The 10671-nt window shown below is 38.7% G+C and carries 16 protein-coding genes and 1 pseudogene; 5 read left to right on the top strand and 12 right to left on the bottom strand.

Going from position 1 to position 10671, the window contains the following annotated elements:
- Positions 1 to 88 precede the first annotated feature (88 nt).
- From FFR48_RS20680 to FFR48_RS20650, 7 genes are all read right to left on the bottom strand, one after another.
- The gene (locus FFR48_RS20680) at positions 89 to 1267 is read right to left on the bottom strand and encodes an MFS transporter (RefSeq protein WP_137668671.1); all 1179 of its coding nucleotides are present in this window, start codon (positions 1265 to 1267) and stop codon (positions 89 to 91) included.
- A gap of 277 nt (positions 1268 to 1544) precedes the next feature.
- A complete protein-coding gene (locus tag FFR48_RS20675) occupies positions 1545 to 1664 on the bottom strand; it encodes a photosystem II reaction center protein J (RefSeq protein WP_013190555.1) in 120 nt (39 codons plus the stop codon).
- A 58-nt stretch (positions 1665 to 1722) separates the two neighbouring features.
- The gene (psbL, locus tag FFR48_RS20670) at positions 1723 to 1842 is read right to left on the bottom strand and encodes a photosystem II reaction center protein PsbL (RefSeq protein WP_197704893.1); all 120 of its coding nucleotides are present in this window, start codon (positions 1840 to 1842) and stop codon (positions 1723 to 1725) included.
- Positions 1843 to 1851: 9 nt separating this feature from the next.
- The gene (psbF, locus tag FFR48_RS20665; RefSeq protein ID WP_096570965.1) at positions 1852 to 1989 is read right to left on the bottom strand and encodes a cytochrome b559 subunit beta; all 138 of its coding nucleotides are present in this window, start codon (positions 1987 to 1989) and stop codon (positions 1852 to 1854) included.
- 9 nt (positions 1990 to 1998) lie between these two features.
- Entirely contained in the window at positions 1999 to 2247 is a 249-nt protein-coding gene (psbE, locus tag FFR48_RS20660; RefSeq protein ID WP_096570967.1) for a cytochrome b559 subunit alpha, read from the bottom strand.
- Between the two features lie 96 nt (positions 2248 to 2343).
- Positions 2344 to 3369 (bottom strand): photosynthesis system II assembly factor Ycf48, encoded by a 1026-nt coding sequence (locus FFR48_RS20655; RefSeq protein WP_137668670.1) that lies wholly within the window; start codon positions 3367 to 3369, stop codon positions 2344 to 2346.
- A gap of 234 nt (positions 3370 to 3603) precedes the next feature.
- Positions 3604 to 3948 (bottom strand): rubredoxin, encoded by a 345-nt coding sequence (locus FFR48_RS20650; RefSeq protein ID WP_096570971.1) that lies wholly within the window; start codon positions 3946 to 3948, stop codon positions 3604 to 3606.
- Between the two features lie 201 nt (positions 3949 to 4149).
- Between FFR48_RS20650 and ndhC the strand changes: the two genes are divergently transcribed.
- The 5 genes and pseudogenes from ndhC to ndhD1 all read left to right on the top strand — a co-directional run bounded on the left by ndhC (position 4150) and on the right by ndhD1 (position 8700).
- Positions 4150 to 4512, top strand: coding sequence for a photosynthetic/respiratory NAD(P)H-quinone oxidoreductase subunit C (gene ndhC, locus FFR48_RS20645; protein ID WP_096570973.1), 363 nt, complete (start codon positions 4150 to 4152; stop codon positions 4510 to 4512).
- A complete protein-coding gene (gene ndhK / locus FFR48_RS20640) occupies positions 4503 to 5237 on the top strand; it encodes a photosynthetic/respiratory NAD(P)H-quinone oxidoreductase subunit K (RefSeq protein ID WP_137668669.1) in 735 nt (244 codons plus the stop codon). Before ndhC ends, ndhK begins: the two co-directional genes overlap by 10 nt.
- A complete protein-coding gene (locus FFR48_RS20635) occupies positions 5230 to 5742 on the top strand; it encodes an NAD(P)H-quinone oxidoreductase subunit J (RefSeq protein ID WP_096570977.1) in 513 nt (170 codons plus the stop codon). Before ndhK ends, FFR48_RS20635 begins: the two co-directional genes overlap by 8 nt.
- Positions 5743 to 6040: 298 nt before the next feature.
- Positions 6041 to 6331 (top strand): annotated as a pseudogene (locus FFR48_RS20630) (IS1634 family transposase); the annotation flags it as partial.
- Between the two features lie 794 nt (positions 6332 to 7125).
- Positions 7126 to 8700, top strand: a complete 1575-nt coding sequence (ndhD1, locus tag FFR48_RS20625; protein WP_137668668.1) for a photosynthetic/respiratory NAD(P)H-quinone oxidoreductase subunit D1 — start codon at positions 7126 to 7128, stop codon at positions 8698 to 8700.
- A 141-nt stretch (positions 8701 to 8841) separates the two neighbouring features.
- On the opposite strand, the gene FFR48_RS20620 is transcribed toward ndhD1, so the two are convergent.
- From FFR48_RS20620 to FFR48_RS20600, 5 genes are all read right to left on the bottom strand, one after another.
- A complete protein-coding gene (locus FFR48_RS20620) occupies positions 8842 to 9183 on the bottom strand; it encodes a DUF5615 family PIN-like protein (protein WP_137668667.1) in 342 nt (113 codons plus the stop codon).
- Positions 9184 to 9186: 3 nt separating this feature from the next.
- On the bottom strand, positions 9187 to 9513 hold the full coding sequence (locus FFR48_RS20615) for a DUF433 domain-containing protein (protein WP_137668666.1): 327 nt from the start codon (positions 9511 to 9513) through the stop codon (positions 9187 to 9189).
- 35 nt (positions 9514 to 9548) lie between these two features.
- Positions 9549 to 9803, bottom strand: a complete 255-nt coding sequence (locus tag FFR48_RS20610; protein WP_096570985.1) for a BrnA antitoxin family protein — start codon at positions 9801 to 9803, stop codon at positions 9549 to 9551.
- Positions 9804 to 9950: 147 nt separating this feature from the next.
- Positions 9951 to 10283 carry a DUF5615 family PIN-like protein gene (locus FFR48_RS20605; protein WP_096570987.1) on the bottom strand — a complete coding sequence of 111 codons (333 nt, stop codon included), beginning with the start codon at positions 10281 to 10283 and terminating at the stop codon, positions 9951 to 9953.
- Positions 10280 to 10504 carry a DUF433 domain-containing protein gene (locus tag FFR48_RS20600; RefSeq protein ID WP_096570989.1) on the bottom strand — a complete coding sequence of 75 codons (225 nt, stop codon included), beginning with the start codon at positions 10502 to 10504 and terminating at the stop codon, positions 10280 to 10282. Before FFR48_RS20600 ends, FFR48_RS20605 begins: the two co-directional genes overlap by 4 nt.
- Positions 10505 to 10671 lie beyond the last annotated feature (167 nt).

Below are 10671 nucleotides of genomic sequence, written 5' to 3'. Positions count from 1 at the left end.
ATTACCCACCTTTTTAATTATTAATTAATTAATTAATTAATTAATAATTAAAAATATCAATCAATTATCAATTATCAATTATCAATTATCAATTAATTGGTGTATATCTTTGACGATTATAGATTGCAAAAGCTAAAACTACAAACGTGAATATTCCTGCTAAATATAAAGGATAGCCATAAGTTAACGGCTGAGATTGCTGTACAATCATTCCCGCAATTACAGGACCAATACCATTAGAAATACTTAAATAAGAAGCATTCAATCCTAATGCAGTTCCCTGATCTTCTGGTTTAGCATTGAGAGAAATTAATGTGCTAATCATCGGTTGCACCAGAGAATTGAAGATTGAAAATAATATACCAACTACGACAAAATAATTAATATTAGCCCAAATTGGCATCAAGAAAAATGACAAACTGCGGAAAAACAAACCTAAAAATAATATTTTGACGACATCAAATTTTTCTTTTAGTATAGAAATTCCCCAAGTTTGCATAATCACGCCTAGCGTACCAAAAGTTAAAAATAAAAGAGTCAATGATTGACTATTTTGATTTAGCACTTTAATAAAGTAAGGTTGAAAAGCATAAGTAAACATTGTAAAAGTTGTACCAATCAGAAAGTTAATTAATAGTAAAATGCCCACTCCTGGCATTACTAAACCTTTAATTAAATTTCCTAAACCTAAATCAAAAATGTTTTTAGGTTTTTGAGATTGTTTTTGCAGAGTTTCTGGTAAAAATAAAGCTGTTATTAATAAAGCGATAAACGCCACTGCACCAGAAGCTAAAAACGCAGTCCCTAAAGAAATCTGCTGTGCCAACAAACTGATAGCAGGTCCTAAAACAAACCCTAATCCCATCGCCGCCCCATAAATACCAAAAGCTTGGGCGCGATTTTTTGGACTGGTAATATCAGAAATCACAGCTTGAGCAACAGAAACATTACCACCTGTAATACCATCTAAAAATCTGGCAAAAAATAGCAACCAGGCTACTGTCGCATTGCCAGCTATAAAGTTAGCAATTACAGTACCTGCTAAACTGATAATTAATAAAGGCTTACGTCCAAATCTATCAGATAATTTACCAATTACTGGAGTTGCGAAAAACTGAGATATTGAGTAAATAGAAAATAATAAACTGGTGTGAAAATCACTCAGTTCAAATTGTTTACCATAGAGGTAAATAATAGGAATTAAAATTGTCAAACTGAGGGAATTAACAAAGAGAATTAAAGCAGTGATCCAAAAATGACGATTCATAAATAAGTAAGAATTCAGGAGTCAGGAGTCGTAGGGGCGAAGCATTCGGAAAATAACCTGGAACAAAAATTGATAATTGTTCGCCCGAATGCTTCGCCCTTACAGGAGTCAGGAGTCAGGAGGCAGAAGGCAGAAGGCAGAAGGTAGGAGATAGATATTTTTGCCCAGTCACCAGTCCCCAGTCCCCAGTCCCCAGTCACCTTAAAACCGCCCATCCTCAAGAGACAGGCGGTTATTTAATGTTGCTTATTAAACAGAAAAACGTATCAGGTTGTCATTACAATGAAGAACCGATTCCAGCGTAGGCTCCATAAAAGAAAATACCTACAACAGTAATTACACCCAACCCTGCGATTGTAGCCACAACCCACAGGGGAATTCTCCCACTTCCAGACATGGTTTTCTCCTCCCTTAACAACAAATCAACAGAAAGTTAATAATGATGACGATTCCAGTTAGTTAAAGAAGTAACTGGAGAACAAAATACCGAGAACGAAAATTAATAACAGTCCCAGGTACAAAGAAGTACGGTTTAGTTCAACAGGTTGTTGATTAGGATTAGGCGTTCTTTCCATGATTTGCTCCTAACGTTGAATAAACTGCATTGCTGCGATCGCACCTAAAAAGAAGACAGTAGGTACGCCTAAAGTGTGAACCGCCAGCCATCTGACAGTAAAAATAGGATAAGTAACAGGTTGATTGACGTTATTGCCGGTAGCCATGATCTCAAATTACTTTTGGATAAATGTTTCTACTTGTTTCTTAGCTTCGTAACGGTTGCTAACGATGGGTACTTCTTGACGTACTTGAGTGAAATACTCGTTAGGACGGGGTGTACCAAAAACATCGTAAGCCAGACCGGTGCTGACAAATAACCAACCAGCAATAAATAAAGCTGGGATGGTGATGCTGTGAATTACCCAGTAACGAATACTGGTAACAATGTCCGAAAATGGACGCTCTCCAGTGGTACCTGACATTTAACTACCTTCGCAAAAACTACTATTGAGTCTATTATCCTACAAAGTTTAGAAACAGTTACAAGTTGCAACTTTCTTCTCAGAAAAGGTTATCACCTAAGCGGCCTCAGCTTGATTGGCTGTTTCTGCATTGGTGGGGTTATATTTGAGCAAAACGCCGTGATCACCGATGATAAAACCTTGATCGGGGCTAAAAAATACAATTTTGTACAGATTAGCAGCGACTTCTTCCACATCACGGTCTTTTTCCCAAGTTTGGCCACCGTCGGTACTGCGTAGCAAGTTACCGCTACCACCACCAATCCAAATTTCATCAGGTGTGCGATAGGCTAAATCTAATAAACCCCAGCTAGTTGATAACTCTGGATATTCTACATCTAACCATTCATCTGATTTAGCTGGATCACTAAATTGCACTTGACCACCTCTTGCTAATAACCACAACTGGCCGTTATCAGCAAAACCCATATTTTCTAAACGACGGGAACTATTACGGTTATGGGGTTCCCAAGCTGCCATTCCTGGTTCCCAAACAGAGTAAAAACTACCTTTCGCAGAAACAGCAATATATTTACCATCGGGCGATCGCTCTAAGTTCCGCACCACACCCACAGCAGTTTCTACCTGTGCTTTCCAGTTTAGACCACCATCGGTAGTTTTATAAATCGCGCCCACATCAGTGGCCATTTCGGCTGTACCTTCACCCAGTGCAGTCACCAAAATGGGACTACCGGGTAATTTTTGACTCAAAGGTAAGCTAGACCAAGATTTCCCACCATCACTGGTATGCAGCAACAAAGAAGGTTCACCCACGATCCAACCTTCTTGACCGGCAAAACTTACCGAGTCAAAACGGGATCTTAGCTCATCCACAGCCAGTTCTAAACGTTGCCAAGTTCTACCACCATCTTTAGTTTCCAACAGAGTGGCATTACTGCCTACTAAATAACCATGATTGGGGTCATCAGTAAAAGCAATATCAAACAGTTTTTCCTCGGTTGGTACACTGATAACTTCCCAAGGATTAAAAGTTGTAGAGGGAACTTTGCTACAACCTATACAAGCTAAGACTACTATTAACGCGGCAAATATACCTTGCCACCTTTTGAAAATTGATTGCATCAGTATTTTTTAGTGTTTGTGTGAATCAAGGGAACAGGAGTCAGGAGTTAGGAGTCAGGAGTTAGGAGTTAGGAGTCAGGAGGTAGGAGGCAGGAGTTTTTTATTTTGGATTTTGGATTGTTTTTGTTAACTCCAATCTAAAATCTGGGGTCTAAAATCTAAAATTTTCTTCCCCAGTCACCAGTCACCAGTCACCAATCACCAATCCCCAATCACCAGTCCCCAAAAGGGATATTATTGTAGTCCGTAAAGACTGATAAAAAACAAGAAGCCAAGGGCTAAAGCACCAAATATTAAGATATTCTTTTGCGCTGGTGTCAGTTTATTTACACCCAAGCCATAACCTAAGTTTTCTTTGAAACCAGATGCCGTACCCGCAGGACCGATATTAGCAAAAGCTACCTTCTTGGCAGTGCAAACTGGACACTTCCAATTGATTGGCAGTTCTGCAAACGCTGTTCCCGCTGGGATATCATATTTATCGTCTCCCTTCTGTGGTTCATATACATAACCGCAGGCGCGACACTCATAGCGGTCTAACGCCTGAGTCTCAAGAGCTTCTTCAGCTTGTTCACTCATGGCTAGATTCTCCTAGAGGGGAAATCTTAAAGATACGTTACAAATTATGACATAATTGTTAAACTTTTCTATCAATCCTCAAACTGAATCAAATACTCCACTCTGTCTGTTTCCCAGATTTCAAAATACCTGGAAAGATATAATGTAAAAAGAAGTTACAGCTTGATTTCCACCATAATCAGTAATCAGTAGATATTTATTGTGTTTGTCCTTAGCGGTTACGAATATCTTCTAGGCTTCTTGATCCTTTGCAGCCTAGTTCCAGCCCTGGCGCTATCAGCGTCCAAACTTCTGAGACCTAGTAGCTACAGCCCTGAACGGCGCACCACCTATGAATCCGGTATGGAACCCTTTGGCGGAGCCTGGATTCAGTTCAACATTCGCTACTATATGTTTGCCTTAGTCTTTGTTGTCTTTGACGTGGAGACTGTTTTCCTATACCCTTGGGCGGTAGCCTTCCACCGTTTAGGACTATTGGCATTTATTGAAGCATTGATTTTTATTGCGATTCTCGTAATCGCGTTAGTTTACGCATGGCGTAAAGGAGCATTGGAATGGTCGTAAATTCTAATCTAACCACCCAGGACAAAGAACGAATTATTAACCCCATTGAGCGTCCTACGGTAACTCAAGAACTGTCAGAAAACGTGATTTTAACGACAGTTGATGACCTTTACAACTGGGCGCGGCTTTCTAGTTTGTGGCCTTTGTTGTTTGGTACAGCTTGCTGCTTTATTGAATTTGCGGCTTTAATTGGCTCTCGTTTTGACTTTGACCGTTTTGGTCTAATTCCCCGTTCTAGCCCCCGTCAAGCCGATTTAATCATCACTGCTGGAACAATTACCATGAAGATGGCTCCTCAATTGGTGCGTCTTTATGAACAAATGCCCGAACCCAAGTATGTAATCGCTATGGGTGCTTGTACCATTACAGGGGGTATGTTCAGCGTTGACTCTCCCAGTGCAGTACGCGGAGTTGATAAGCTGATTCCTGTAGATGTGTACTTACCTGGTTGTCCTCCCCGTCCAGAAGCGATTATTGATGCAATTATTAAATTGCGGAAGAAAATTGCTAATGATTCGATGCAAGAACGGGGTCAAATCAAACAAACCCACCGCTATTACAGTACCACCCACAATATGAAGCCAGTTCCCGAAATTTTAACTGGTAAGTATTTACAATCAGAAACTCGCTACAACCCACCCAAGGAATTAACAGAAGCGATTGGTATGCCTGTACCACCTGCGTTGTTGACATCTAAACAGAAGGAGGAAGAAAAGCGTGGCTGATGCAGAATCTCAAGAATCTAAAATAGTTCCTGCGGGTCAGGTTTCCCAGTGGTTAACAGAAAATGGTTTTGACCACGAATCTTTGGCAGCTGATGTCAATGGTGTAGAAATTATTAAGGTTGCACCTGAGTTTTTACTTCCTACCGCTACAGCTTTGTATGCTTATGGGTTTAATTGTCTCCAATTTCAAGGCGGTATTGATTTAGGACCAGGACAAGATTTAGTTAGTGTTTATCACTTGATCAAGGTGAGTGATAATGCTGATAAGCCAGCAGAAGTGCGGATCAAGGTGTTTTTGCCTAGAGAAAATCCCGTTGTTCCTTCAGTGTATTGGATTTGGCGCACTGCTGACTGGCAAGAGCGCGAGTCCTACGATATGTTTGGGATTATCTATGAAGGTCATCCTAATTTGAAGCGGATTTTGATGCCGGAAGATTGGGTAGGTTGGCCTTTACGTAAGGATTACATCTCGCCTGATTTCTATGAGTTGCAAGACGCTTATTAGGTAGTGCTAATCTGTGGTTTACCCCTTTCCAATGGTGGAGAGGGGTATTGTTTTTTTTGGGGTTAGCAAAAATAAAAATCATGAGGTGCTATCAACTGGAGTTTAAGTTAATCAGAGACTTAGCGAAACTATGAATAATATTAGGTAGGGGTTGCTGAATAAAGACAAAAGCTAGATATATTGAAGGTTTGAGGCTAATAAACAAGAAAAAGATGCAAGGATTTTGAAGGGTATACCTGAAAAAGTGTGCATTTTGGGTCTGATAAATCAGGAAATTATAGCCTACATTCCGCACTTCAATAAAATAGGTAGAGTCATGGATAAACTCTATAAATATGGATTAACTAAACTATTCTTAATCATTGCCTTAGAAGTAGTAAAAAAATATGGAATAGACACAAAATATTCCCATTTAGACTCAAGCTCATTACATTTACATGGAAAATATGATAATTGCCTAAATAATCTAGAGAAAGAATTAGGAATAAATCGAGAACATCCAATTATGATTACACAAGGATATTCTCGTGACCATCGCTCTGACCTAAAACAATGTATCTTAGAAGTTGTCTTAAAATTTTTCGGCGAATATAATTCACTACTACACAAGCAAAGTCCACCTGCGTGGACTAACGAAAAATTAAGGATTTGAAACCTGCATAGGCAGGTTTTGTCTGTGTAGATGTGATTTCTAATCGCCCAAGTTAGACTTTTCAAACATCCTCTTAAAGGGTACTTTATCAAGGTGCTTGGGAGTATGACGTTACAAGTGGTGATAGGGTATTTTATGTTCCTGATGAGGAACAATTAAAGGTTGTTGTCTATTATGCGGGGAAACATCCTAAACAAGCTCCTGTACCATAATTTATTGTTCATAAAAAAGCAGGAAATCCATTAATTTATCTTCTATCATCTGCGTTTATCTGTGGTCATCTGCGTTCAATTATTCTTGATATATCAAACATCCTGCAAATCCTGTAATACTGGATATCCTGATTCTGACAAATAATCTCTGATTATTAACACAGATAAACTTAAAAAAATAAAAATTGCAATAAAAATAAAAATAAAATTTTGTAAATCCTCTCATCTTGTCAATACCCATTGATAAATTTGAGAATTGTAAAGAATTTGGACTTTTTGAGAAAATTGCCATTTAATGTAAAACAGATGCCATCATAGCTCAATCAGAGCCAATTGGCGGGCAATTTACCTACCAGATACAACCCAGCCGGTAAATATCCTCTACCGGGGCATCTGGTAGCATGAGAAATTGCCAATTTAATTAAATCAACCTAACAATAAAGGGAAATTTGGTAAAAAGCTGTTAATTAATAACTAGGACTTTTTGCCAAAGATGATTTTAATCCTAGACAAATTGTGATGAATATAACTAATTTCCCGTGGTTGACGACGATTATTCTTTTACCAATAGCCGCGTCACTGCTCATTCCTATCATCCCCGATAAGGAAGGTAAAACCATCCGTTGGTATGCCTTAATTGTCGGTTTGATTGATTTTGCCCTCATCATTGCCGCTTTCTACTTGGGTTATGATTTCTCTAACCCTGACTTACAATTGGTAGAAAGTTATTCTTGGCTACCACAAATAGATTTGAAGTGGTCCGTGGGGGCTGATGGTTTATCCATGCCTCTGATTATTTTGACGGGTTTTATTACCACTTTAGCGGCTTTGGCAGCATGGCCTGTTACCTTCAAACCCAGGCTATTTTACTTTTTACTTTTAGCCATGTACGGTGGCCAAATTGCCGTGTTTGCAGTCCAGGATATGCTGTTATTCTTCCTGGTGTGGGAATTGGAGTTAATTCCGGTTTACCTACTGCTGGCTATTTGGGGTGGTAAAAAACGCCATTATGCAGCGACGAAGTTTATTCTCTACACCGCCGGCGGTTCGCTGTTTATTCTTCTCGGTTCTTTGACGATGGCGTTTTATGGTGATAATGTCACCTTTGATATGCAGTCACTCGCCCTCAAAGACTACGCCCTCAATTTACAACTTTTACTATACGCTGGTTTCTTAATTGCTTACGCTGTTAAGTTACCTATCATCCCTCTGCACACTTGGCTACCAGATGCCCACGGGGAAGCTACCGCACCTGTGCATATGCTATTAGCAGGTATTCTGCTGAAAATGGGCGGTTATGCCTTAATTCGCATGAATGCCCAAATGTTGCCTGATGCCCATGCTTATTTTGCCCCGGTGTTGGTAATTTTGGGGGTAGTCAATATTATCTATGCGGCTTTAACGTCTTTTGCCCAACGTAACCTGAAGCGGAAAATTGCCTACTCTTCAATATCTCACATGGGCTTTGTTACCATTGGGATAGCCTCTTTTACCGATTTAGGTTTAAGTGGTGCAGTTTTACAAATGGTTTCTCACGGGTTAATAGGTGCAAGTTTATTTTTCTTGGTTGGTGCAACTTATGACCGGACACACACCCTGATGTTAGATGAAATGGGTGGTGTTGGTAGACGGATGAAGAAGATTTTTGCGATGTTTACTACTTGTTCAATGGCTTCTTTAGCATTGCCAGGAATGAGTGGTTTTGTAGCAGAATTAATGGTGTTTGTGGGTTTTGCCACTAGCGATGCTTATAACCCTACATTTAAAGTCATCGTTATTTTCTTGATGGCAATTGGTGTGATTTTAACCCCAATTTATTTGCTGTCAATGTTGCGAGAAATTTTCTACGGTCAGGAAAACGAAGAGTTAGTTTCTCACCAAGCTTTAATTGATGCTGAACCTCGTGAAGTGTTTATCATTGCTTGTTTGTTAGTTCCTATTATTGGGATTGGTTTTTATCCCAAACTGCTAACTCAAATGTACGATTCTACTACTGTACAATTGACGGCAAGATTACGGGATTCCGTACCAACTTTAGCTGCTAAGAAAGCGGTGGAACAGGTTTCTTTAAGTGCGCCTGTGATTGGTGAATAGTTCTGAGTTACAATTTATCATTAGGGTGGGTTTAAGACCTGCCCTTTTTTATGTCAATTCTACTATTGAAAATTATTGAAAATACTTAATTTTTTTATCTCACGCAAAGGTGCAAAGACGCAAAGAAGGAAAGGTTAGGGTTTATATAGAAGGACGAACTACTCTAATTAGTTTTCCTGCTAGATTTCCTGCTTGAGAAATAGCTTCATGAAGGCGTTGTGACATTCTGTTTCTATCACTATCATTTGTACAAACAATAATACCTGAATGATTTGGTTGTAAGCGGTGAAGTCGAATAAAATCATAGCGATTTAGTGTTAAAATCGCCCTTTCTTCTTGAATAGCAAAATTTAAAACTTCTTCATCAGGAATACTTTGATTAGCTTTCCCTGCTTCTGGCACTGTTAATACATCATGACCAAAATTGCGTAATAATTCGCTGACTACGCGGGGAAATTGTTCATCTGCATAAAGACGTACCACAATTTACGCTGCCTCATTTTTTTGAATTGCTGTTTCAATTTCTTCAGAATGTGCATTTGCATAAGCCCAAGCATTGACTAAATCAGCAGCAGTTAAATGAGGATAATCATCTAAAAGTTGTGCTTCACTAATACCTAAACGTCGAGATTCTACTAATAACCAAATAGGAATACGCGTGTTAGCAATACACGCTTCACCACCGCAAACTCCAGGGGTTTTGGTAATGGGATATGTAGTTTGATTTAAGGTTTTAGTTAATATTTGTATGGCTTGTGCTTTTTCGGTTGGGGTTAGTGCTAGGAGTTGGGTTTCTAAGTCTTGGTTTGTCATATTTTTTAAGTAATTAATTTATTGCTGTGAAATCATTAGCCTATCCGTTTTAATTCTTCTCGTAATACTCGCCTTAATGTATCTTCTAAAGGTTCACGACGCTGTTGGATATATTCTTTTAAAGCATCGTTAATTAATGTTTGGTAGTTGCCACCACCTGCTTGATGAACTTGATCTCGAAACCATGCGAGTATTTCATCATCTAAACGAATAGTAATTCTGGTTTTTCCGGGTGCTGTTGGTTCTATTGCTCCCCTTTTTCCTTGGCTAAAATCATATTCTGATTCCATAATTTATCTTTACGCTGCTATGCTATCTAATTCTATTGTATGTACATTAGTACATATTATCATTATCAGAAGAGAAATATTCAATTTATGGAAAAATTTTGGCGATTCGCTCTTTTTTTGTTTCACGCAAAATCATATTAACTTAATTTAATAAAGTGTCAAAACTCCTAAATCTGAATTTTCTGCAAAGGCTTGGATATCCTCTAAATGTAATTGCAAAATTTCCTCTATTTGATTTGTTGAACAATTACCACGTCTCACCCAAATTACTTTAGGTGGATATCCACGCAGTATACTTAATTCATTAAAATCTGCATCTCTGGTAACAATTATAAATTTATTTTGTTTTGCAAATTCCCACAGAATTCTATCATCCGCTTGATCTAAACCTAAGAGAAAAACGTGCTGAGAGTTGGGGTAAATAGCAGCGAGTTTATCTACTAACCGGGGTGATAGATTATGATCAAATAATAACTTCATGCTTGCACCATCAACATTTGTCTTTCTCTATCTGCTGCATAGCTAAGACAAGCTAAAATATCTTCTTGTGTTAAATAAGGAAAATCATGCAGTATTTCCTCATAAGTCATGCCAGATGCAAGGTATGATAGAACGTCATATACTGTAATTCTCATCCCCCGAATACAAGGTTTACCTCCTCGTTTTCCTGGTTCAATGGTAATTATATTTTGATACTGCATATTGTTTAAAGGGGTAGGTTTTGTTTTCTATTTTAGCGTTAGAGGTTGTTTGAAAAGTTTTAGATGGTGACTTTATACACTTGCAGATCCCCCCTAACCCCCCTTAATAAGGGGGGAAATAGAATTAAAGTCCCCCTTTTCAAGGGGGATTTAGGGGGATCTAAAAT

This window comes from Sphaerospermopsis reniformis, assembly GCF_005402885.1.
GTDB classification, from domain to species: domain Bacteria; phylum Cyanobacteriota; class Cyanobacteriia; order Cyanobacteriales; family Nostocaceae; genus Sphaerospermopsis; species Sphaerospermopsis kisseleviana.
The sequence above is the reverse complement of the archived record's forward strand: the minus strand, read 5'-3'. Positions and strand labels throughout refer to the sequence as shown.

Excerpts from the sequence above, each read along its gene's own strand:
- FFR48_RS20655 (WP_137668670.1), bottom strand. The coding sequence starts at position 3,369 with ATGCAATCAATTTTCAAAAGGTGGCAAGGTATATTTGCCGCGTTAATA.
- FFR48_RS20610 (WP_096570985.1), bottom strand. The coding sequence starts at position 9,803 with ATGGAATCAGAATATGATTTTAGCCAAGGAAAAAGGGGAGCAATAGAA.
- ndhD1 (WP_137668668.1), top strand. The coding sequence starts at position 7,126 with ATGAATATAACTAATTTCCCGTGGTTGACGACGATTATTCTTTTACCA.
- FFR48_RS20650 (WP_096570971.1), bottom strand. The coding sequence starts at position 3,948 with ATGAGTGAACAAGCTGAAGAAGCTCTTGAGACTCAGGCGTTAGACCGC.
- psbL (WP_197704893.1), bottom strand. The coding sequence starts at position 1,842 with ATGGAAAGAACGCCTAATCCTAATCAACAACCTGTTGAACTAAACCGT.
- FFR48_RS20605 (WP_096570987.1), bottom strand. The coding sequence starts at position 10,283 with ATGAAGTTATTATTTGATCATAATCTATCACCCCGGTTAGTAGATAAA.
- FFR48_RS20675 (WP_013190555.1), bottom strand. The coding sequence starts at position 1,664 with ATGTCTGGAAGTGGGAGAATTCCCCTGTGGGTTGTGGCTACAATCGCA.
- FFR48_RS20615 (WP_137668666.1), bottom strand. The coding sequence starts at position 9,513 with ATGACAAACCAAGACTTAGAAACCCAACTCCTAGCACTAACCCCAACC.
- psbF (WP_096570965.1), bottom strand. The coding sequence starts at position 1,989 with ATGGCTACCGGCAATAACGTCAATCAACCTGTTACTTATCCTATTTTT.
- ndhK (WP_137668669.1), top strand. The coding sequence starts at position 4,503 with ATGGTCGTAAATTCTAATCTAACCACCCAGGACAAAGAACGAATTATT.
- FFR48_RS20680 (WP_137668671.1), bottom strand. The coding sequence starts at position 1,267 with ATGAATCGTCATTTTTGGATCACTGCTTTAATTCTCTTTGTTAATTCC.
- FFR48_RS20600 (WP_096570989.1), bottom strand. The coding sequence starts at position 10,504 with ATGCAGTATCAAAATATAATTACCATTGAACCAGGAAAACGAGGAGGT.
- psbE (WP_096570967.1), bottom strand. The coding sequence starts at position 2,247 with ATGTCAGGTACCACTGGAGAGCGTCCATTTTCGGACATTGTTACCAGT.